Origin of the sequence: Oxynema mangrovii CENA135 (genome assembly GCF_016632315.1) — a bacterium.
GTDB lineage: Bacteria > Cyanobacteriota > Cyanobacteriia > Cyanobacteriales > Laspinemataceae > Oxynema > Oxynema aestuarii.
Window position 1 is genome coordinate 1,915,773 of sequence record NZ_JAEOXH010000001.1, and the last position, 23,207, is coordinate 1,938,979.

At 55.5% G+C, this 23,207-nt stretch carries 17 protein-coding genes; 9 read left to right on the top strand and 8 right to left on the bottom strand.

All coding sequences use genetic code 11. The annotated features are described in order from the left end of the window. Positions 1–81: 81 nt before the first annotated feature. Positions 82–3,795: a two-partner secretion domain-containing protein gene (locus JJD41_RS07565; RefSeq protein ID WP_200665395.1), complete on the bottom strand. Its 3,714-nt coding sequence runs from the start codon at positions 3,793–3,795 to the stop codon at positions 82–84. Between the two features lie 481 nt (positions 3,796–4,276). Between JJD41_RS07565 and glgX the strand changes: the two genes are divergently transcribed. After that, positions 4,277–6,400: a glycogen debranching protein GlgX gene (gene glgX / locus JJD41_RS07570; RefSeq protein WP_200665396.1), complete on the top strand. Its 2,124-nt coding sequence runs from the start codon at positions 4,277–4,279 to the stop codon at positions 6,398–6,400. Between the two features lie 73 nt (positions 6,401–6,473). Here glgX and JJD41_RS07575 read toward each other — a convergent pair whose 3' ends face one another. Continuing rightward, positions 6,474–7,211, bottom strand: a complete 738-nt coding sequence (locus JJD41_RS07575) for a hypothetical protein (protein ID WP_200665397.1) — start codon at positions 7,209–7,211, stop codon at positions 6,474–6,476. 235 nt (positions 7,212–7,446) lie between these two features. On the opposite strand from JJD41_RS07575, the gene JJD41_RS07580 reads away from it, so the two are divergent. Further along, a complete protein-coding gene (locus JJD41_RS07580) occupies positions 7,447–8,187 on the top strand; it encodes a M50 family metallopeptidase (protein ID WP_200665398.1) in 741 nt (246 codons plus the stop codon). Between the two features lie 44 nt (positions 8,188–8,231). Here JJD41_RS07580 and JJD41_RS07585 read toward each other — a convergent pair whose 3' ends face one another. Next, entirely contained in the window at positions 8,232–8,606 is a 375-nt protein-coding gene (locus tag JJD41_RS07585; protein WP_200665399.1) for a hypothetical protein, read from the bottom strand. 96 nt (positions 8,607–8,702) lie between these two features. Beyond that, positions 8,703–9,482, bottom strand: a complete 780-nt coding sequence (locus JJD41_RS07590; protein ID WP_200665400.1) for a photosystem II S4 domain protein — start codon at positions 9,480–9,482, stop codon at positions 8,703–8,705. 270 nt (positions 9,483–9,752) lie between these two features. Here JJD41_RS07590 and JJD41_RS07595 point away from each other — a divergent pair, with 270 nt between their 5' ends. Continuing rightward, a complete protein-coding gene (locus tag JJD41_RS07595; RefSeq protein ID WP_200665401.1) occupies positions 9,753–10,358 on the top strand; it encodes a YkgJ family cysteine cluster protein in 606 nt (201 codons plus the stop codon). Positions 10,359–10,431: 73 nt separating this feature from the next. Here the strand turns inward: JJD41_RS07595 and lon are convergent, their stop codons facing one another. Together lon and JJD41_RS07605 are read right to left on the bottom strand one after the other, a co-directional pair. Then, positions 10,432–12,927 (bottom strand): endopeptidase La, encoded by a 2,496-nt coding sequence (gene lon, locus JJD41_RS07600; RefSeq protein WP_370583755.1) that lies wholly within the window; start codon positions 12,925–12,927, stop codon positions 10,432–10,434. Positions 12,928–12,959: 32 nt separating this feature from the next. Continuing rightward, entirely contained in the window at positions 12,960–13,454 is a 495-nt protein-coding gene (locus JJD41_RS07605) for a host attachment protein (RefSeq protein ID WP_200665402.1), read from the bottom strand. A gap of 562 nt (positions 13,455–14,016) precedes the next feature. Here JJD41_RS07605 and JJD41_RS07610 point away from each other — a divergent pair. Continuing rightward, the gene (locus JJD41_RS07610) at positions 14,017–14,775 is read left to right on the top strand and encodes a hypothetical protein (protein ID WP_200665403.1); all 759 of its coding nucleotides are present in this window, start codon (positions 14,017–14,019) and stop codon (positions 14,773–14,775) included. Positions 14,776–14,908: 133 nt separating this feature from the next. Here the strand turns inward: JJD41_RS07610 and gap are convergent, their stop codons facing one another. After that, positions 14,909–15,934, bottom strand: coding sequence for a type I glyceraldehyde-3-phosphate dehydrogenase (gap, locus tag JJD41_RS07615; protein ID WP_200665404.1), 1,026 nt, complete (start codon positions 15,932–15,934; stop codon positions 14,909–14,911). A 166-nt stretch (positions 15,935–16,100) separates the two neighbouring features. After that, a complete protein-coding gene (pckA, locus tag JJD41_RS07620) occupies positions 16,101–17,852 on the bottom strand; it encodes a phosphoenolpyruvate carboxykinase (ATP) (RefSeq protein ID WP_200667150.1) in 1,752 nt (583 codons plus the stop codon). A gap of 1,087 nt (positions 17,853–18,939) precedes the next feature. Between pckA and hoxE the strand changes: the two genes are divergently transcribed. The 5 genes from hoxE to JJD41_RS07645 all read left to right on the top strand — a co-directional run bounded on the left by hoxE (position 18,940) and on the right by JJD41_RS07645 (position 23,180). After that, complete coding sequence (gene hoxE / locus JJD41_RS07625) at positions 18,940–19,491, top strand: bidirectional hydrogenase complex protein HoxE (RefSeq protein ID WP_200665405.1); 552 nt, start codon at positions 18,940–18,942, stop codon at positions 19,489–19,491. Positions 19,492–19,559: 68 nt separating this feature from the next. Then, positions 19,560–21,185, top strand: a complete 1,626-nt coding sequence (nuoF, locus tag JJD41_RS07630; protein ID WP_200665406.1) for an NADH-quinone oxidoreductase subunit NuoF — start codon at positions 19,560–19,562, stop codon at positions 21,183–21,185. A 36-nt stretch (positions 21,186–21,221) separates the two neighbouring features. Further along, complete coding sequence (gene hoxU / locus JJD41_RS07635; protein ID WP_200665407.1) at positions 21,222–21,938, top strand: bidirectional hydrogenase complex protein HoxU; 717 nt, start codon at positions 21,222–21,224, stop codon at positions 21,936–21,938. Between the two features lie 13 nt (positions 21,939–21,951). Next, positions 21,952–22,500, top strand: coding sequence for an NADH-quinone oxidoreductase subunit B family protein (locus tag JJD41_RS07640; RefSeq protein ID WP_168569496.1), 549 nt, complete (start codon positions 21,952–21,954; stop codon positions 22,498–22,500). A gap of 53 nt (positions 22,501–22,553) precedes the next feature. Beyond that, a complete protein-coding gene (locus tag JJD41_RS07645) occupies positions 22,554–23,180 on the top strand; it encodes a CP12 domain-containing protein (RefSeq protein ID WP_200665408.1) in 627 nt (208 codons plus the stop codon). Positions 23,181–23,207: the final 27 nt, after the last annotated feature.

Sequence of the window (23,207 nt, forward strand, 5' to 3'; positions counted from 1 at the left end):
TGGGTCGATTCCCGTTTCTGCGGGAATGACAGGTGGGGAATCTTGGTTCGGGCTTCGTCGGAACGGCTCGTGTTGCAAGGGCTACGGACTTCCGACCTCCCTGCATCCGACCAATTTCACTTGGCCGCGATCGCCGACGATCCAGCCCGTAGCTTCCACCGGATCCGTGGCCGAAATTCGCAAATCTGGGACGATCGCCTCCCCGCGTAAGGGTTGGCGGGGGTCGGCGGGCAAACCGCCACGTCCGGTAAGTGAGAAACGGTTGCCCTCGTCCGCCGGACAGCCCGAAATAATGCGATCGCTCGGATCGCTGACTTGGTTGGGAAGGGGCACTAAACCGCGCGCCGGGTCGATATCGGGGGTGTTGACTTCGACGACGCCGCTAAACTCGGCGCCGAGGTCGGAACTGGCGGTGATATCGCTGCGATCGCTCAATTGCGGGCGAAATTGGATCCCGAAAATCCCCTGGGCCGTCACCCGAACTTGTCCGCCTTGACTGTTAACGGCGTTGGCGCTGATATCGCTATTGTCGATGGCGGCTAAATTTTGGGTGGCGATCGCGATATTGCCGCCGGGTTCCGACCCGCGCGCGTTCGTCGAAATTCGGCTATTACCGCGCACTCGCACGTCGGCGGCCATAATATCGATATTCCCCAACCCCCCACTATTGTCGGCGCGCAGTTTCGCTTGGGTATCGAGATCGAGTTGCGAGGTCACGACCGTCAAGGTTCCGGCGCGACCTTCCCCCCGACTGCTCACCGTGATTTCGGCGCGATCGACGACCGTCAATTTCGGGGTTTCCACTTGCAGCGCCCCCGCATTTCCGGTTCCTTCCGACGCCGTAAATAAACCACTGGGAAACAAGGTTCCGGTCTCGTCGCGAAAGATGGGAATGTCCTCGACCGCCGTTAGGGCGCCGCGCAACTGCACCGATTCCGAGGCGCGCACCGTCAAACTGCCGCCATCGCCAGCACCAAAGCTTCCCGCACTAATTTGTCCGCCTTCAAACACCCTCAATCGCCCGGTTTCGAGCAAGAAATTGCCGCCGTCGCCGTCGCCGAGGCTGTCGGTAAACAGGGTGGCGGGCCATCCGTCGGGGCTGGTTCCGCCGACCTCGACCGATTCCGAGGCGCGAATGGTCAACTGTCCGCCATTGCCCAAACCCCGGGTAGAAGCGGCGATGAAGGCGCGATCGCCCACGTCCAAGCGGCGGGTGGTGACGGTTAAGTTGCCTCCGTCTCCGGTGGCGTCGTCCCAAACATCGACTAAAATCCGACTGGGGACGAAACCGTTGGCATTGGTGCCGACGACGGAGACCGAATCGGTCGCATTCACTCTTAAGGTTCCCGCATTGCCCGCCCCAAAAGTCACCGTGGAGACGGCGGCCCCGTCGCGAACCTCCAAGCGTCGGGCGGCGATCGCCACGTTGCCACCGTTTCCCGTCGCCGAGGCTTCTACTTCACTGCGCAGACTGCTGGGACTTCCGCGCGCGTCTTCACCGCTTAACTCGACGCTTTCGCGGGTGGCGATCGCGATATTCCCCGCATTGCCGGATCCGAGTGTATTGACATTGAGTTCGCCGCCCTCGGATAAGTGCAAATCCTGGGTGTCTACGGTTACGTTGCCCGCATTCCCGGCCCCTCGGGTGATACTCGACACGATCGCCGAACGAATTTCGATCCCGTCGCGGGCCTCGAGAACAATGTCGCCCCCCCGTCCCGCGATCGTCGTATCCGTGGAAATTTGGCCGCGATTTTCGACGATCAGTCGTCCGGTATTGACGGTTACCCTGCCCGCATTTCCCCTCCCCGTCGTTTGGGAAACGATACCGCTATTGGCGTTAATATTGGCATTAAAATTATTCGGATTTAACGGATCTTCGGGCAGGGAAACCCCTTGGGTGCCTTGATTTTCTAAAGAGACTTGCAATCGGTAAGTATCGCCGCGATCGATCGCGTTGCCTTCGATCGGTTCGCCATCGGCAGCAAAGGACTCGAACTCGCCGACGCCGATGACATAAATCCCCGGTTCGTCTAAGGTCGTTTCGAGATAAGAATCGCGCGGGGTGTCGCTTCCCAACCCGCCAGATTCGGGATCGGAATCGTCGTTGGCGTCGATCGGTTCTCCCGTAGCTAAGTTAAAGAGAAAAATTTGAGTATCTACGGCTCCAGTATCGTTTTCGTCAAAAGTAAAGCCGTTGTCAATATCGAAAATCGCCCGACTGTTGCTTTGTTGAATCGAAAATGAATAGTAATCGAAGGCATTTTCAGCCGTTCCTAAAACGGCGGTGCCGTTGATAATTTGTTCGGGGGTTCTTTCTAGGGAAATGTAGGGAATCCCCCCGGTTCCGGAGGCGGCTACATCTGGATTGGCTGCGGTCGTGAAGGGCAGGTTGTCGAGGTTAAACAGGGTTAAGTCTAAAAAGGGATTGGGGACGAAATCGGGACTCGTTCCGGCGACGCGCACGCTTTCGGTGGCCTCGATCGCGATGTTTCCTGCATTTCCCGAGGCGGTGGTGGCGCTGACAATTTGACCGCCGTTTTCGAGGAGGAGTCGATTGACGGCGATCGCGATCGCCCCGCCATCGTTGGGACTGTCGGTGAGGGCGGCGACGAAGCCGCGATCGCTTAAGGTGAGATCGCCGGAAGGGACGGCGATCGCGATCGCCCCTCCCGGGCCGCCCGTCTCGCCGATCGATCGCGTTAAAATTCCGGAAAATAGCCCGTCTGGGGTAAATCCCGCAATCACGATCCGATCGCGGGCGATCGCGCGAATGTCGCCCCCCCTTCCCGGAGATCGGGCGATCGTTTGCACCCGCGATCCCCCGGTCAGGGACAGCGATCGCGCCGCGATCTGTATATCTCCGCCTCGGGCGATCGTCTCTGCGGCTAATTCGTTGGCGATCGTGCTGTTTTCGCTTAAATTAAAATCTTCTGTAGCATTAATGTGGATATCTGGGGCGATCGGGAGCGATCGTTCGCTTCCCGGCTCGAATCCCGCCAAAACTTGGCTGTTGACAATTTCGATATTTCGTGCATTTATCTCGATCCGTCCCCCGGAGGCGACATTTAAACGGCTGTTCCCCGTCAGACTCACATCGGCGCGTCCGGTTTCGGGAAATTCGGGAACTGGGGTGAGGGCGATCGTCCCCGGCGCCGCCAAACCGCCGAGGGTGAGGCGCCCCCCCGGCGCGTTTAAGGTGGCGCCGTCGAGTTGCACGGTTCCGCCGAGTAAGCTTAAGTCTCGACCGGGCGACACCTCTAGGCTGGCTCCCTCGGCGCCAATGCTGCCGGGATTGCCGCCATACTGCACGCCGAGGGGAACGTTAATGCTCAGGAGTGGGGGCGCCTCGGGAGTGCGGGTATTAAATGCATAATTCTCGAAGATCGCCGCTTCTGCAGTGGTCGCGACGAAAGCACCGCTCAGGTCTAACCGGGCATTATTTCCGAAAAATATGCCGTTAGGATTGATTAAATAGAGGTTTGCCGAGCCTTCGACGCCTAATGTGCCGAGAATTTGCGAAATATTTGAGCCAGTGACCCGGGTTAAGATCTCGCGAATTTGAGGAGGGTTGGCGAAATAAACTGCTTGTCCTTCGCCGACGTTGAACTCGCGAAAACTGTGGAAAAGAACGGTATCGCGCACGGCGCCGCCCTCGATACGATCGCCCCCCGGTTGCGGCGCGACCGTACTGGTTTCGCCCCCCAAGGAGCGATCGGGAATCAGTTGAGCGTTGGCCAATGCGGGAGAGAGGAAAGCCAGGGCGATCGCTGGCCAAGCGAGCCAAATCTTCACGTCAATGACCTGTACGATATTCTCAAAAATATCACGATCGTCGGTGAATTTCGTTACCGGACCAACATGCGATCGCCTTCAAAGCGATAAGCTATTAGACATTTAAACTGCATGAGTTAAGGAGCGCGAACGCGTAGCCTCGACCGAAGAGAATCGTTCCTAAAAGTACTGTCGGATCGGTAGGGGCGCTGCCCGTTCGCCCCTACCCCGCCCACTTGTTTACTTCTATCGCCCTCCTCAATCGGTTGTAAAATGAATCGGTCGTACGGATACGGCAATGCCGTGTCCCGACTGAAATCCGTGGTAGCATCTTGCTCCGGACTTGGAGGACAAACGTTGAGGAAGGCTATATGCATTTTAAAAGAAAAACAGCTTATTACGAGAAGGCGCGATTCTCCTTGTGACAACAAAAGAGTTTTAATCTAGAAAAGGTTTAAACCGCTCTTTTTTTGACCAGTAACGCTCGATATTGACGAAATTTATGAACGTTGAAGTTTGGCCCGGCGAACCCTATTCCCTTGGAGCCACTTGGGATGGCAAAGGAACGAACTTTGCGATCTATAGTGAAAATGCAACACAAGTTGAACTGTGTTTATTCGATCGCCACGATCGCGAAACCCGGGTGCCTCTGAGTGAAGTTGAAAGTTATGTTTGGCACGGCTATTTACCGGGAATCGGTCCGGGTCAGCGTTACGGTTTCCGCGTACACGGTCCGTTTGACCCAGAAAACGGCTATCGCTTCAATGCCAATAAATTACTCATCGATCCCTATGCGAAAGCCTTAGACGGGGAAATTATCTACGATGAGACGATTTTTGGTTATCCCCTGGGTGGAGAGGACGAAGATCTCGGATTTTGCGATCGCGACGATGCCGAATTCATTCCCAAGGCGATCGTCATCGATGAATCGTTCGACTGGGAAGGCGATCGCCTCCTCAATATTCCCGAACACGACACGATTATCTACGAGATGCACGTCAAGGGCTTCACCCGCCAGCATCCGGAGATTCCCCCCGACTTGCGCGGAACCTACGCCGGATTGGGCCATCCGGCGGCGATCGCCTATTTACAATCATTAGGCATCACCGCCGTCGAACTCCAGCCCGTCCATCACTTTGTCTCTCAACCCCCCCATCTCGTCGATCTCAAACTGCGCAACTACTGGGGTTACGACTCGATCGCCTATCTCGCCCCCCACGCCGGATACAGCGCCACGGGCGACCCACAACGCCAAGTGCGCGAATTCAAACAAATGGTTAAAGCCCTCCACGCCGGAGGGATCGAAGTCATCCTCGACGTCGTCTACAACCACACCGGAGAAGGCAATCATCTCGGTCCGACTCTCTCCCTACGCGGGATCGACAACACCACTTACTATCGCCTCGAGGAAGACGACCCCCGCTATTACACGGACTTTACCGGATGCGGCAACTCCCTCAACGTCAGTCATCCCCAAGTTCTCAAGCTGATTATGGACAGCTTGCGCTACTGGGTCACTCAAATGCACGTGGATGGTTTTCGCTTCGACCTCGCCTCGGCGTTAGCCCGCGAACTGTACGAAGTCGATAGTCTCGCCGCCTTTTTCGACATCATCCACCAAGACCCGGTGTTATCTAAAGTGAAGTTAATCGCCGAACCGTGGGATATTGCCGACGGCGGCTATCAAGTGGGGAAATTTCCGATCCTCTGGTCCGAGTGGAACGGGCGTTATCGCGATACGGTACGCGATTTTTGGCGCGGCGAAGATGGGAAATTGGCGGAATTTGCTTACCGTTTTACTGGCAGTTCGGATTTATACGAGTTCAACGGGCGGCGTCCTAGTGCCAGTATTAACTTTATCACCGCTCACGATGGTTTTACGCTCAACGATCTGGTCAGTTATAACGAAAAACATAACGCAGCCAACGGCGAAGACAATCGTGATGGGGAAAGTCACAATCGGTCGTGGAATTGCGGGGTGGAAGGGCCGACGGACGACCCGGAAGTGCTCGCGTTACGCAATCGTCAACGGCGCAACTTTTTAGTGACCCTGATTTTGTCTCAGGGGGTGCCGATGTTACTGTCTGGCGACGAGTTGGGTCGGACGCAGAATGGGAATAATAATGCCTATTGCCAAGATAACGAACTGTCTTGGATTGACTGGGATTTGCAGGCAGAAAATGCGAATTTGCTCGAGTTTACCCGGCAGTTGATTGCATTTCGTGCCGAACATCCGGTGTTTCGCCGCCGCAAGTGGTTCCAAGGTCGGCCAATTTACGGGTCTGAGGTGACGGATTTGGGCTGGTTTAACCCCGGTGGGGAGGAAGTTACTGAGGAACAGTGGCACGATGGCTTTGCGAAGGCGATCGCGGTGTTTCTTAATGGGGAGGCGATTCCGGCCCGTGGACCGCGTGGGGAACGGGTGGTGGACGATCGTTTTTTGTTGTTCTTTAATGCCCATTACGAGGGGTTGGAGTTTACGATTCCGGAAGGGTTGCAACAGCATCGCTGGTGTGTGGTGTTGGATACGACGAAAGCTTATTTCGCGAAGGAAGATACTTGTCATACCGGGGCGGCATCGATCGCCGTCGCCGCGCGATCGATCGTGTTTTTGCAACGACAGTAAAGGGGGTCTGGACGGGCGATCTCGATCGCTCGTAGGGGCGAACGGCTGTTCGCCCCGATGTTTTGTAGTGGAATTACTGTAGGGGGAAGCTCAAGGCTTCGACTTCGGTGGTTCGGGCTTCGAGTTCGGGTCCGTAGCCGAGTTGGCGGGCGATCTCGGTGAGGTCTTCTCCCGCTTGGATCGGGCGATCGTGGCAAAATTGCCAGTAGAGGGCATCGACGTCGCGCACTCCGCCGAAAATATAAGTTTGTGGATTGCTCGGATCGATAGCATTCATCAAATATGTTCCCTCGCGGGTGATGTCGATGGTCATCGGGCGATCGCTGGAACATAAGACCATCGTCTCTCCCCATCCAAAAGACCATTCCCCGGGGGGTAAGCCACTGGGGTTCGGATCCGGGTCGCTCATCTGGAACAGGCGAGTCATGGTTTCGGTGCTATACAATCGTTCGTCCCCGGCTTCGGCAGACAAAACCCGCCGCAGGTAGTAACTTTCGGTACATTCTCCCGAATTTCGGCAGTAACCCGTCCCGGGGAGTGAGGCGGTCTCTCCGTTGAAAACGGCTGCTTCTAATGCTTCCTGGCGCATCTGTTTGACTTCTTCGTCGGCGATCGCGCTGTAGTCTGCCAGGGCTTCGTCAATGGCGTTCGGTGGGCTGCTGGGGTTGTTAAAGCGGGCTAGGGCGCCTTCGGAGGTGGCTCCGAGATAGCCGAGACTGGCTCCGAACAGCAGGGCTAGGGCGATTCCGAGCTTGGTTTTGGCGCGATCGCGCGATCGGTTACTGTGACTGCTTTGACGGTTAAAACCCATGTTTGATTCTCAATATCGTTAGGTCGGTCTCGGGTAGATCCCCCGATTCTGTCCGATGAAAACCCTTTCAACCCTGACAAACGGCGAACCGGGACAGTGGCGATCGCCGGACAGTTGCTTAACTGATACAGTGATAGCCAGTGATGGCAATCCCGAGTTCCCTTGCTAGCATGGAATCGTCGCATCTCCCTTTTCAAGAGGATCGACAGCTCACGTTTTCCAGAGGCGATCGCCCATGTCTGACTCTCTATCGCCGTCCCCTTCCAAAATCGGCTTAATTTGGCTCGTCATTGCCGCCGCCGCTACGGTTTTGCTGTGGCAATTTCCTTGGGGGACTTATATTTTATATCCTTTCTCGATTTTAGCCACTTGGTTTCACGAAATGGGCCATGGCTTAACGGCTGCTTTACTCGGCGGCAATTTCCATCAATTAGCGCTCTATAGCGACGGTTCCGGCGTCGCGATGACCTCGGTTTCTTTTTGGGGTCGTTTGGGTCAAGGGCTCGTGGCGATGGGCGGTCCACTCGGTCCGGCGGTGGCGGGCGGCTTTTTTATTATATCGAGCCGTCGTTTTAAAACTGCTCGTTGGTGTTTGATGGGTTTGGGTTGCTTGATGTTGATTTCGGTGTTGCTGTGGATTCGCACTCTGTTTGGAGTGGTGGCGATCGCCTTATGGGGCTTATTTATTTTAGGAATAAGTCTTAAAACACCGAAAAGTATTCAAGCTTTTTTCGTCCAGTTTATGGGGATGCAAGCTCTGGTGAGTACCTACCATCAAAAAGAGTATTTATTCGGCTCTCCGTCGGTGAATGTTAATGGCACTAATTTAGTTTCAGATACGGGCATTATCGCCCACTATTTGTTTCTGCCCCACTGGTTTTGGGCGGCATTCATTTTACTGATTTCGGCGTTAATTTTCGGATGGAGTTTGCAAATCGCTTACGGATCGACCGACGAGAGCGATCGCCATCGGTAAAGTCATCTGCTAAAGTCATCTGGGATTTGGCGATTGCCCGCCCCTCAGTCTTCAATCACCGTCAACCCCGTCGCATCCGCCACCTGCTGCGCCAAACTGCGATAGCGTCGGGGGGGCGACCCGGTTCTCTGATTGAGTTCGAACCCTTCGACCACCGCTTCGAGCAGTTTAGCGCGCCACGGCGCCTCGATTTCGTAGTCCGAGGCCAAACTTCCTTCGGAAAGCGCCGCCATCAGCTTGTCTAAAACTTGGTACTGTCCGACCAAATTCGCCGCTTTCGCCACCTCTCCCGAGTCCGGATCGAGTTTTTCCAGCTCCCCTAACACTCGGTACCACTCCGTTTCGACGATCCGCCGCACGATCGCCCCCATGTTGGCTTGGCGTTGTTGCTTCAGGGCTTGGAATTCGTCGTTAGTCATGGTGTTGCGTGTTTCAACTGGGGTAGACGGGCTACTCGATCGCGATTCACGACGATCGTAGCAGCCCGATCGCGATCGTGGTATTTCTCGGATCGCTTAGCGATAGCGGGTCAGTTGTATGCGATAGCGTCCTTTTTTGGTGACTTGCACTTCGCCGACTTCGAGGCGACCTTTCCCGCGAATCGCGATTAAATCTTCCGGTTTGACGGTGTAACTGCTTTGAGTGACTTCTTTCCAGTTCACCCGTACATCTCCGGCGCCGATCGCGTCTGCCATTTTACTGCGCGACATCCCGAATCCGGCGGAGGCGATCGCGTCGAGACGCATGGACGCTTCCACGGTGGTCATGTCTTTCTTTTTCGGTTCGCGAACCTTGAGTTCGTCGAGGGCGATCGCCTGGGTCTTCACCGGAACCGATCGCACTTGCGTTAAGTTCATTTCCAGAAACTCGACCATCTCGGGAACGACGATCGCCTGGGCCCCGCGTTCTCCCTGAACGAGAATATCCCCGGTTTTATCCCGGACGATTCCGGTCCCGAGGATCGACCCCAAAAAGTCGCGGTGGGTGGCGGTGTCGAACAGGAAGTTTCCGGCAATTTCGAGTACCGCGATCGGGACTTGGGCGGACTCTAAGGGCAGTTCGGCGCGGGCGATCGCCAATCGTTGCCGTTCCGCCTGGGGATAGCCCCCCCACGCCACGCTATGCACTTCGGTGAGGCGTTTGAGAACCTGTTGGCTTTCGATCGCCTCCAACGGCGAGAGAAAGTCCGTAACCACGACCTCCCAGGTTTTCAACGCCCGTTCGCAATCGTCCACCACCCGGGCGATCGTTTCGCGACTTTCAATTCCTTTTAACAGGTCTTCTTTCGGCAGCATCCTAGCGACGTTTTCCCTCAAATACTGCTGTTATTCTATCGTTTTTATCCCGATTTCTTCGGGGCGTTACAGGTGAGGCGCGCATCCAGCAACCCCGTTCGCCTCGGAGTCCATCCATCCTATCTCCCGAACCTCTCGCGACCTTTCCCCCACAACCGTTCCCGGAGGAGACGGCGCGATCGGCGAACCCGCTCACGCTTTTCCCTAAAAATAGGCTACATTTTAGAATTATTTCTTTTCGCCTCAAAAGGAGAGGATATCCCCTCATTTATGGACGCGCAAATTATCCAAGATATTGTAGCGTTATACCGCGAAATTGACGAAAAAACCGCATCCCTTGCGGGACAAACGGGTTTAGAATGTCCTTCGGGATGCGGTCGTTGTTGTGAAAATCCCGAGGTAGAAACCACGGTTTTAGAAGTGATTCCCCTCGCTTTGGAACTCTGGAAACGGGGAGAAGCCAGCCAATGGCTCGCTAAAATCGAGGCGGTCGAAGCAGGGGGTGCTTGTGTCTTTTACGCCCCCGATCCTTTCATCCCCGAAAACGGGCGCTGTTCGGTCTATCAATGGCGACCGAGTTTGTGCCGTTTGTTCGCCTTTGCAACGGTGAAAAACAAGCACGGCGAACCGGAACTCGCCGCCTGCGTCCGCCACAAACAGACGAACCCGGAAGCGGTAAACCGCGCCCGAATGGCGATCGCTAATGGCTTGAGTGCGGCCAATTTTGGCGAAATTTCCGCTCGCATTGCCGATCTCGACCCCGGACTGGGAACCCGGTTATTACCGATTAACCAAGCGATGAAAGAAGCATTGCACCGGGTCGGTTTAATTGCCCAACTGCTCGACGATTTCGGCGACGGCGATCGGGCGGCGTAATTCGGTTGAAATTCCGGTAGGGCGGGCATCTTGCCCGCGCCTCTCTCGCGAATTTCTAACATCAATCCCCAAATTAATTCGGCAGAGGTTCCGCAGTTTTCGAGTTGGGATTGGCTTTCGATTCCTGCAAAGCTTGGGCTAAAATTTCTTCGATGCGATCGCACGCCACTAACTCGATCGCCTCGCGCACGTCTTCGGGAATGTCCACCGCATCTTTTTGATTGCGACGGGGAATTAAAACCCGGGTCACTCCGGCGCGATGGGCGGCCAAGACTTTCTCACGTAACCCGCCAATCGGTAGCACTTCCCCACTCAAGTTAATCTCTCCCGTCATCGCCGTATCGGTACGGGTGGGCTGCTGCATCAGCAACGAGGCGATCGCCGCGACCATGGTCACCCCGGCGGACGGCCCGTCTTTGGGAATCGCCCCCGCCGGGACGTGCAGGTGCAAGCCGTTTTCTTTGAAGGTCTTGGAGTCGATGCCCAAAGTAGCCGCATTCGACCACACGTAAGCTCGCGCTAGGTGTGCCGACTCTTGCATCACTTTACCTAATTGCCCGGTAATTGTGAGGTCTTTACCTTCGGGTAACAAAGCCGCCTCGACGAATAAGATTTCGCCCCCTTGCAAGGTCCAGGCCAATCCGGTAGCGATTCCGGGTTTGCGCCGATCGCGGATTTCTTCCCCCAGGAATTGCGCCGGACCGAGCAAGGTTTCCAGTCGGTCGGCGGTGACGGTCATCGGTTCGCTGTCGCCGTTGGCGTAACGCACCGCCACTTTGCGACAGAGGGCGCCGATCTGCTGTTCCAGTTTGCGCACTCCCGCCTCGCGGGTGTAGTGGGCGATCGTCTCGCTGAGGGTTTCTTCGGGCAGAATCAGGGCGTCTGGGGGCAGTCCGGCTTTTTCGATCTGGCGCGGTAACAAGTATTCCCGGGCGATCGCCCGTTTCTCCCGTTCGGAATAGCCGGATAACTCGATAATTTCGAGGCGATCGAGTAACGGTGGCGGCACTTTCGATAGATCGTTCGCCGTCCCAATAAAAAAGACTTGAGATAAATCAAAATCCAAATCTAAATATAAATCTCGAAAACTATAATTCTGTTGCGGGTCGAGAATTTCTAACAGCACCGACGCCGGATCGCCGCGATAATCCATGCCGACTTTATCGAGTTCGTCGAGCATAATCACCGGATTGTTCACCCCGGCCCGATGCAGGGCTTGTACGATGCGTCCGGGCATGGCGCCGATGTAGGTGCGGCGGTGGCCGCGCAATTCGGCTTCGTCGCGCAAGCCGCCCAAACTCAAGCGCTCGAAGGGGCGCCCCAGGGCGCGGGCGATCGACCGCCCGAGGCTGGTTTTGCCGACTCCTGGCGGTCCGGTAAAACACAGGGCCGTTCCGACGCTGTAGCGTTCTCTCTGGTGGCTGCTATCCCTGTCCTCGGTGGAAGGATCTTCCGTGGCGCGCGCCACTTGCTTGAGTTTGAAGGTCGCCAGGTGTTCGACGATCCGATCTTTAATGGGGGTTAAATCGTGGTGGTCCGCATCCAGGACGGCGCGGGCGTTGTCTAAATCTAAGTTATCTTCGACGGTGCGGTTCCAGGGCATTTCCAGCAGCCAGTCGAGATAGGTGCGGATGACCCCACCTTCGGCGGAGGCGCTGCCGATGCGCTCCAGGCGCGCCAGTTCTCGTTTGGCTTGTTTGGCGGCGCTTTCGGGGAGTTTGCTCTCTTTGAGGCGCGATCGCAACTCCTCGACTTCCTGACGGTCCGGGTCGCCGTCGCCGAGTTCTTCTTGAATCTTTTTGAGTTGTTCGCGCAGGATATATTCTCGTTGTTTTTGGTCGATTTCTTTTTTGGTTTCCCCGAGGATTTCCCGCCGCAGGCGCATGACTTCCATTTCGCTTTGTAAGTTCGCCAAGACTCGCCGCATCAGGGTTTCTAAGTCGTTTTCTTCTAAAACGGCTTGCATCTGCTCGATTTCTTGCTGTAGCAAAATGCAACTTTGATAGGCCAGTTGGATCGGGTCGTCGGCGTTGAGCAGGATCGAGAGGACTTCATCGGGAAAGTTGGGATTGAGTGAAGCGGCTTCTCGCCACAGGGATTGCAATGCTCCAGTCAAGGCGTCGAGGGTGGCCCGTTCCATGCCGCGATCGATCGCCCCTTCTACACTCAAGGCGGGTAGGGCCTGAAAACGCACTTCGTAAGTCGGATCGCGCTGTAGCAGTTCTTCGAGGCAGACTCGTTCCTGCCCTTCGACGATCAACTGCAACGGTCCGAGGGGGAGGCGGATCGTCCGTTGGACGACGGCTAAGGTGGCGATCGGATAGAGACTGTCGAGGTTTTCGATTTCTCGATGTGGGTCTTCGTCCAACAGCCGCGCGATTTCCGGGCGCACGGAGGCGACGACCAGTTCTCGGGTTGGGGTCAATAGAGTGGCTTCGGCAACCGCAACCGAACGGGGTCGCCCCGCGACGATGGGTAGGGTAATCCCCGGTAGTAAGACGATGTTGCGTAAGGGAAAGAGCAATCCGGTTTTTACCGATCGCTCGATTTGCGAAGAAATGGGTACCACGTCAATCGATCCCTCCCCCGAACCGGACTGTTTTAACTCGAAACGTTTTTGCGTGCGGGCAGTAGGGCTTTACTGGCTAAATACTCGTGCAGGTCTAAGGGTTTGAGTTTGGATAAGTCTTTGGCCAGTTCGTCAATTTGCACGCCGTTGACTGACTGGGCATTTAAGGCGTCGCGCACGAAACCGAGGATTTGCGGTTCGGCGACCAAGACCAGCCGACTCGCTTGATGTCCGTTTTTTAATTGGGCGATTTCTTCGGCGATCGCTCCGGCAAATCGCCGCCCGAATTCCCCGAGGTGACTGTCGCGGCGATCGTCGTAACCGTGCGCTTGATTGCCCGCGCCTCGGTTGCGTCCGGTTTTGACATTCGCCCACAACTCTTTCCCGGCCAATTCTTTCGCCGGGTTGACCATATCTCCGCGCTCGATTAAGTTCGGCCCGGATTCGTATTCGGGGACTTCCGCTTGTTCTAAGGTGAAAAATCGCGCTCTGGTTCCGTCAATTACAGCAACGAGAAATTGACTCATGAGCTTTCTCAACCCTCCCTTGTTGTTCGCTTCCAAATTTGATTTTGTCTTGCCCGAACTCCGGCTTTTTCAGTCTCGCGATTCTCCTGCGCAGATGCGACCCGATCGCCGGGTTTTTTCTTAAAAAGGTCGTCTTTACTCTGAGGGCGATCGTCGGGAAAACGAATCGGACAACAAAAGCCGTCCCCATCTCCAACCGAGCAGGGTTCTAGATAACAAAAAGCACCCCCCATTTGGGCTGCTTCCGATCTCGATAGAGGGAAAATAGCGATCGCGATCGCCAATCAATTAAAACAGGAGTTTGGGTCTTTTTGATGAAAAAATTACAAGAATAGAGGAACTTGTTCTGTTATTGTCGTGATTTCATTATAATCCCTTCTTGGAGGCGGGGATCGTCGAGGCTTAATTTGTTCATAATATTTAACCTTTCTAATAATTAAACGTCGCACCTCTCGACGTTCGCCGATCAACCCTAACTCCAATAAATCCCCCTCCCTGCCTCCATTTCCAAAATCTAAAATCTAAAATCCAAACTCTAAAATCCAAACTCTAAACTCTAAAAATGCCTCGACTTCAAGTTCCCGACTGTCCCAACGTCAGCCTCGTGGCGTTCTACGGTGATAAACCCCCCGAATTGAGTGCCACGATCGCCCAACTGCACGAGCGCTTGAGTGCATCCCTGGCGGGAAACTTTCACTCCTACCGCCTCGCTCAAATCCACGCCACGGCGATCGGCTGTGAAGGGGTCAAGACCGACGGGGCGATCGTCGGGAAATGGTTTTTAGAACGGCGGGGAGAAGTGCGATCGCTAGAGTTAGAAAAGTTTATACTATATGCCCGCCGCTTTCCCCGGGTTCGGGTGCGCTTCGGCGGTTACGATCGCGCCACGGACTACGGCTTTCTCAGCCGCCAGCGCCATCCCGCCGAGCGATCGTTCCAATTCCAAGGGAACCTCGCCGTTTTAGTGGGTTGGATCGAGGAAAATGGCACGTTTCCCGCGATCGTCGATCGATTTCGGCGCGGGGCGCAAGCATACAATCTCTTACACAAATTTCACGATCGCCCGGAAGCGTTCGACAACGATATTTACTTACGTTTGGGTGCCGTACGACAGCCCCTCGCCGAGGACGAGAGCGAACGTGTCGAACGAGAGATCCGGGAATTTTTGAGCGCGCGATCGCCCGTAGAGGTTCCCCTCACCCCAGAACAGCTCGCTTTCGTCGGCTATCGGGACCTCTGTCTGACCCCGGAAACCACCACGGCGATCGCGCTCTCGCAAGCGCGGGCGATCGATCTCGAAGCCCTTTATCCGGAAATTTGACCAGTTCGGGATCCAAACCGAAAACAACATCAAACCCGATCGATCGACAGCGATCGATCGCCCCCGTTCTTGTGCGGTAGGGGCGATCGATCGCTCGGGGGTGACTGGCAAAAATCGCGCCCAAAAATCGCGCCTAGAGGAGACCCTCTTTCTTCGCCATCGAGAGCATCAAATCAATGACGCGGCAAGAATAACCCCACTCGTTGTCATACCAAGAAACAACCTTAAAGAAATTCGAGTTCAATTCCATCCCCGCCCCCGCATCGAAAATACTCGAATGGGGATCGCCGACAAAATCCGTGGAAACCACCGGATCTTCCGTATACCCGAGAACTCCTTTCAACTCGCCCTCGGACGCCGCCTTCATCGCCGCACAAATATCGTCATAGGTCGTCGCTTTTTCCGTGCGGAAGGTCAAATCGACCACCGACACGTCCGGGGTCGGCACCCGCATCGCCATCCCCGTCAGTTTTCCTTTCAGTTCCGGCAGCACCAAGGTGACCGCTTTCGCCGCCCCCGTAGACGCGGGAATAATATTTTGAGCCGCACCGCGACCGCCGCGCAAGTCTTTCTTACTCGGTCCGTCTACGGTCGGTTGGGTGGCGGTCATGGCGTGAATCGTGGTCATCAGCCCTTCGACTAAGCCGAAATTGTCGTTAATGACTTTGGCGATCGGGGCGAGGCAGTTGGTGGTACAACTGGCGTTAGAAACCACGGTGTGACCTTTGGGATCGAACTGGTCTTCGTTGACCCCCATTAAGAAGGTCGGTACTTTGTCCGGATCTTTGGTCGGCGCGGAAATGACGACCCGTTTCGCTCCGCCTTTAACGTGTTTGGAGGCTCCCTCGAAAGTGGTAAACAGTCCGGTGGACTCGACGATGTAATCGGCACCGTATTTACCCCAGGGCAGTTCGGCGGGATCTTTGATCGCGCTACAGGGGATGACTTTACCATCGACGACGATCGCGTCGTCTTTGACTTCGACGGAACCGTTAAATTTTCCTTGGGTCGAGTCGTATTTGAGCAAATACGCCAAGTTTTCCGCAGGAACGAGGTCGTTAATGCCGACGAACTCGATATTGGGGTTGTTTAACCCGGCTCGAAAGACGAGGCGTCCGATTCGCCCGAATCCGTTAATCCCGACTTTGATAGTGGCCACAATAAAAGCTCCTCAACGCAAACTTCTTTGACAATACAATCATCACTTCTAGGGATTCGTCTATCCCCCAAGTGAGGGAAACCCTTATCTGTCGGACTCTAACGAATGGTAGAGGGGGTCTAAAAGGCTTTAGGAAACTTTTAGACCCCAACGGTTCCAAGGGCGCTCAATCGATGCTCGGTCCGGCTTCGACGATTTCGGGACGGGCGCTGGTAAAGCGCTTGAAGTTTTCGACGAACAAACGGGCTAACTCTCGGGCTTGACGGTCGTAGGCGTCGGGATCGCTCCAGGTTTGGCGGGGGTTGAGGACTTCGGACGGCACTCCGGGAACGGTTTCGGGAACGAGGATTTTGAAAATGGGGTGCGGGTGGAAGCTGACGGTGTTTAAGTCGCCGTTGAGGGCGGCAGTGACCATGGCGCGGGTATGTTTGATCGAGATGCGTTGGCCGACGCCGTAAGGACCGCCGGACCATCCGGTGTTGATCAGGTAGACGCTGGCATGGTCGTTGTATTTACGCAGCCGTTCCCCGAGCATTTCGGCGTAGACGGTGGCGGACAGGGGTAAGAAGGGTTTGCCGAAGCAGGCGGAGAAGGTAGCTTGCGGTTCGACGATGCCGCGTTCGGTTCCGGCGAGTTTGCTGGTGTAGCCGGACATGAAGTAGTACATCGCCTGACGGTTTGTGAGTTTGGCGATCGGGGGCAGCACGCCGAAGGCATCGGCGGAGAGGAAGATGACGGTGTTGGGATGGCTGCCGACGCTGGGGATCGCGGCGTTGGGGATGTAGTGAATGGGGTAGCCGACGCGGGTGTTTTCGGTGAGGCTGCCGTCGTCGTAGTCCGGATGGCGGCTGTCGCGGGTGAGGACGACGTTTTCCATCATCGACCCGAAGCGAATTGCTTCCCAGATTTGGGGTTCGTTTTCGTAGGAAAGGCGGATGGTTTTGGCGTAACAGCCGCCTTCAAAGTTGAAGATGCCTTTTGGCGACCAGCCGTGTTCGTCGTCGCCGATCAGGCGGCGGGTCGGATCGGCGGATAGGGTGGTTTTTCCAGTGCCGGACAGGCCAAAAAAGAGGGCTGTATTGCCCTGTTCGTCCATATTGGCGCTGCAGTGCATCGGCAGGACGTCTCGCTTGGTCATGAAGTAGTTCATGAGGGAGAAGACGGATTTTTTGATTTCTCCGGCGTATTTGGACCCGCCGATGATCACGAGTTTTTTGCCGAAGTGAATGACGATGAAGGCTTCGGAGTTGATGCCGTCGTCGATGTCCGGGTCGCCTTGCAGTCCGGGAACGGCGATGACGGTGAAGTCGGCTTGGTGGTCGTCGAGTTCTTCGGGGGTGGGCCGGATGAAGAGTTGATGGGCGAATAGGCTTTGGGAGGGGCGTTCGGTGACGATGCGAACGCCGACGCGGTAGTCGGGATCGGCGCCGACGAAGCCGTCGAACAGGTAGAGGTCTCGTCCTTGGACGTAGGATTGGATGCGTCGGTAGAGTAAGTCGAAGTTGTCTTCGGAGATGGCGACGTTGGTTTTACTCCAGTGGACTTCGTCGTGGCTGGTTGCTTCGTCCACGATAAATTTATCGTTGGGAGAGCGCCCGGTATATTTGCCTGTCTTGACACATAGAGCGCCGTTGTCGGCGAGGATGCCTTCGGCCCGAGCGATCGCGTGTTCGATCAGTTTGGGAACGGTAAGGTTGCGATAGACTTGTCCGAGGTTTTTCAAGCCGAGGGCTTCGAGTCCGTAACTGGGACTGCCGTCCAGTCTGATTTTGGATTTCATGTTGGGGTGGGGCAGTTCTACCCCATCTTTGTGGGCTAGGGTGTTTTCGATCAGTTGGGCGATCGATACATCCTGATATATATTCCGGTAAAGGTCGGGTTTGTTGTCCGTACCTTGAGACTCTATTGATGGTTTCATATTACCGCTCATTGACTTGACCTCACGCGATGACTGGGGTTGATGCTGCGAGCGAAAGGGTCGGCTTTTGGCTCGGTTGCCGATCGTCAAGGGCCATTCGGGTTTTGGATCGATCGATTTCTTCTGAGAGGCTTCAATCGATCGCCGCTCGAAGTTGCTGGCGATCTCGACAGACTTTGACAACGCTAAAGTTGTAAATCTCGATCGCTGGAAATGATTTAGTTTTTTGAAGAATTGACGACAAAATGCGATCGAGTTTTCTCCCGATTTCGAGCAAACTGCGATCTCGTAACTCACAAATTGACGGCGATCGCGTTGCCTTTTCCGAGTCGGGCTGCGAAGTTGGCTGTCACCCCGCTTCGCTCACTTTTCCGATGGGGTTCGGTTGAGACCTATCGTACTATGAACTTTCGGAAATCAAAAATAAAAAAAACCTTACAAAATCTCCCAGATCGCTCAGTTCGTGCAGGGTAGAGCGCCTTGCTCGATCGCGCGCAAACCATTGACGGGATTGAGATCTAAACCCTTTTCTAAGAAATCTTGCAAGCCTTGTCAGACAAGGGTTAAAGCGCCGCGATCGCCTCGAATTATTCTAAGGAATCGTGACATTCGTTACACAAGTTTATGAAACCACCCAGTTTTTGAATATTTGCAACAAAACATGACTCTGTCTCGATTTCCCTCGGAAGCGAACTCGTCGATCGCCGGGGCGACCTTGCCATTTTCAAGGGATTGTTAAGCGATTCCAAAAAAACGCTAGAATCAGCAGTAATTCCAGTAGGATTTTTAACAAGAGAAAAGTAACCCGACGCTCGAAAAAAACAAGAGGTGATTTCAGCCCCCTTTAACTTTTGTCAAGCTCTTAACTCATCCTTAACTGAAGTCGAGCGAATTGAGTGTAATTTGAGAGGGATTTACCGGGGGAAAGACGGGAAGTTCGCACGGGGGGAAACCCCTAATTGAGAAACCTAAATGTTGCTTTTATTAGCCGAGCGATCGCCCCGACGAGGACGAACCGGAAATCACCTCGGGCGATCGCGTGGAAACCTTTCGGACACATTGAGACCCCATTGAGGATTGATTAAATATGCCTTCTGCTCAGGTAAACAACCGCGATCGCGCGCCGTCGGCGGGATCTAAAGCGGGATCTAAGGCGGGATCGAACGCACACCCGAGTGGTGACAAGCGCTTCAAAGTGCTAGACATCACCATGAAGCGCAACCAACACCGTCAAGACGCCTTGATCGAAGTTCTCCACAAAGCCCAAGAAATCTTCGGCTATCTCGAAGAAGACGTCTTACTCTACGTCGCCCGCCAACTCAAACTCCCCTTGAGTAAAGTCTACGGCGTCGCCACCTTTTACCACCTCTTCTCACTCAAACCCAGTGGCGCTCACACGTGCGTGGTTTGTCTGGGAACTGCCTGTTACGTCAAAGGGGCGAGCAGTTTGCTCGAAGCCCTCAAAAATCGGGTGGGGATCGAGCCGGGAGAAACCACCGATAACGGCCAGATGTCCGTGATGACCGCACGTTGTATCGGTGCCTGCGGGCTGGCTCCCGCCGCCGTGTACGACGGTAAAGTCATGGGAAATCAAACCGCCGAATCCGTTCTCGACAATATCAAAGGTTGGCTCGACTGACGGGGGATCCCGTTTGGCGATCCCGTTTTCCGATTTTCTTGCCAACGTGCACGTGAGGTCCGACCGCAATGGATTTAAACGAATTACTCGAAATTGCCGAAAAAGAACGCCAGCGAGCCGCCAGCGTCCGCATTCGCTGCTGTACCGCAGCCGGATGTGCTTCCTCTGGGGCCGAAGAAATCAAAGACCGCCTCGAACAAAGCATCAAAGACGCCGGATTAGATAACACCGTCGAAGTCTGTAGCGTCGGTTGCATGAAATTTTGCGGGCGCGGTCCCCTCGTCGAGATCGACATTCCCGGGGTTTTGTACCAACAAGTGAGCGGGGATCAAGTCGAGGCGATCGTCGATGCCCTCAAACAAAACAAAGCCGCCGAATCCGGGGCCACTCCCCTCGATCGCGAACACCCCTTTTTCACCCTGCAACAACCGATCGTCCTCGAAAACTCCGGCAAAATCGACCCGGAACGCATCGAAGAATATATCGCCGTCGGCGGCTACCAAAACCTCTATCACGTCATCCACGACATGACCCCGGACGAAGTGGTAGACGAAGTGACCCGCAGTGGCTTGCGCGGTCGCGGGGGCGGCGGCTATCCCACGGGCTTGAAATGGGCCACCGTCGCCAAAATGCCCGAAGGGCAAAAATACGTCATCTGTAACGCCGACGAAGGCGATCCCGGCGCCTTTATGGACCGGTCCGTCCTCGAAAGCGATCCCCACCGGATTATCGAAGGGATGGCGATCGCCGCTTACGCGATCGGCGCCAACCACGGCTACATCTACGTCCGCGCCGAATATCCCCTCGCGATCAAACGGCTCGAAACCGCGATCAAACAAGCCAAACGCCTCGGCTTGATGGGGTCGCAAATCTTCGACTCCCCCTTCGACTTCAAAATCGATATCCGCGTCGGTGCGGGGGCCTTCGTCTGCGGCGAAGAAACCGCCCTGATGCAATCGATCGAAGGCGGACGGGGCAACCCGCGCCCGCGCCCGCCCTACCCCGCCCAATCCGGTTTGTGGCATTCGCCGACCTTAATTAACAACGTCGAAACCTTCGCCAACATTCCCGCGATCGTCCGCGAAGGCGCCGACTGGTTCGCCAGCATCGGCACCGAAAAGAGCAAAGGTACCAAAGTCTTCGCCCTCACCGGGAAAGTCCGCAATACCGGACTGATCGAAGTCCCGATGGGCATTCCCCTGCGCGAAATTGTCGAAAAAATGGGCGGCGGCGTCCCCCGAGGCGAAGTCAAAGCGGTACAAACGGGCGGCCCGTCCGGCGGTTGTATTCCCGCCCACTTATTCGATACCCCGGTCGAGTACGACTCCTTAATCCAACTCGGCACGATGATGGGCTCCGGCGGCATGATCGTGATGGACACGGAAACGAGCATGGTAGACGTGGCCCAGTTCTATATGGAATTCTGCCGGGGGGAATCGTGCGGTAAATGTATCCCCTGCCGTGCGGGAACGGTGCAGATGTATCAAATGCTGACCAAAATCCTGCGCGGAGAGGCGACCCTTATCGATCTCGAACAACTCGAACGAGTCTGCGGGATGGTCAAGGCGACCAGCTTGTGCGGCTTGGGACAAACGGCGCCGAATCCGGTGTTGAGTACGTTGCGCTATTTCCGCGAGGAATATCTCGAACTGCTCAAAGACAGTCCCAAAGCTCAAGGGGTTGCCAGCCGTTAAGCCGACGATCGCGCCACTATCGATTCAGGAGAAGCTATGTCAGTTACAACATTAACCATCGATGGCGTTCCCATGGCTATCGAAGAAGGAACCACCGTTCTCGAAGCCGCCCGCCAAAATGGGGTCCATATTCCCACCCTGTGCCATCTCGAAGGGGTTTCCGATGTCGGCGCTTGTCGCCTTTGTTTGGTCGAGATTAACGGCAGCCCGAAATTGCAGCCCGCTTGCGTCACCGAAGTGGCGGAGGGGATGAATATCCGCACGAATACGGAAACCCTGCAAGACTATCGGCGCACGATTGTCGAGCTGTTATTTGCGGAAGGAAACCACGTCTGTGCGGTGTGCGTGGCGAACGGACATTGCGAACTGCAAGATTTGGCGATCGAGGTCGGGATGGATCACTCCCGGCTTCCCTATCGCTTTCCGGAACGAGAAATCGACGTGTCTCACGATCGCTTCGGCATCGACCACAACCGTTGCGTGCTGTGTACGCGCTGCGTGCGCGTCTGCGACGAAATCGAAGGAGCCCACGTTTGGGATGTCGCCTATCGCGGGGCGGCGTTGAAGGTGGTGACCGGGTTGAATCAGCCCTGGGGCGCCGTCGATGCCTGTACCTCGTGCGGTAAGTGCGTCGATGCTTGCCCGACCGGGGCGATTTTCCGCAAAGGTTCGACGGTGGCGGAAATGGAGCGCGATCGCGATCGCCTCGAATTCATCGTCAACGCCCGCAAAGACCACCAGTGGACCCGCTAACGAAGGTACGATTATGGCTAAAATTAGATTGGCAACAATTTGGTTGGGCGGCTGTTCCGGCTGTCACATGTCTTTTCTCGATTTAGACGAATGGCTGTTCGATTTCGCCGAGAAAGTCGATGTGGTCTTCTCTCCGGTCGGCTCGGACATTAAAGATTATCCCGAAAACGTCGATGTGTGCTTGGTCGAAGGCGCCGTCGCCAACGAGGAAAACTTGGAGTTACTGCGCGAAGCGCGCCAACGCACGAAATTTTTAATTTCCTTCGGCGATTGTGCGGTGACGGCGAACGTTCCGGCGATGCGCAACATGCTCGGGGGTAGCGAACCCGTTCTCAAACGCTGTTATTTGGAATTAGGGGACGAACACCCGCAATTGCCGAATTTTCCGGGGATCGTGCCGGAATTGCTCGATCGCGTGCGCCCGGTTCACGAAATGGTCGAGGTGGATATGTACATTCCCGGCTGTCCGCCGGACGCCAACCGGATTCGCAAGGCGATCGCCCCCCTGTTAGAAGGCCAAACCCCCGACATGACAGGACGGGACATGATCAAATTCGGCTAAGTCGGCGCGAACCGCGAACGCCCAGATCCGGGATGCCTTGGAGGGATAACGTCATGAAAGCTGCAGAAATTCTCACTCAAAATATCACCACGATCGGCACTTCGGCGACGGTGGTCGAAGCAGTGAGCGCGATGAAAGCGACCGGAGTCGGTGCCTTGATTGTCGATCGCCGTCACCCAGGGGACGCTTACGGGATCGTCACCCGCAGCGATATCGTCTCGAAAGTGGTGGCCTTCGGTAGAGATCCGCACCGGGTGCGCGTTTACCAAATCATGACCAAGCCTTGCATCGTGGTCAATCCCGATCTGAGCGTCGAATACGTCGCCCGCTTGTTCGTCCACACGGGGATTCAAGTCGCCCCGGTGATTCAAGGCGAATTACTCGGTACGATTTCCATGCGCGACATCCTCGAAAAAAGCGATTTTATCGAAACGCCTTCGGAACTCGAACTCGACCGCCAAATCCAAGAGGCGATCGCCCATGCCCGCACGATCTGCGCCGAAGTCGGTCACCCCCCCCGGGAATGCGCGGCAGCGTGGCAGGTCGTCGAAGAACTGCAAGCGGACGCCGCCCACCAACAGGCGACGATTTTAGAAAAGACTGCCTTTGAAGAATATTGTGAGGAATATCCGGAAGCGGCAGAACTCGCCAATTTGTATAAAAACTGGTGTAGCGGCTGAAGGGGCGACGCCCGGACCACTCACGAC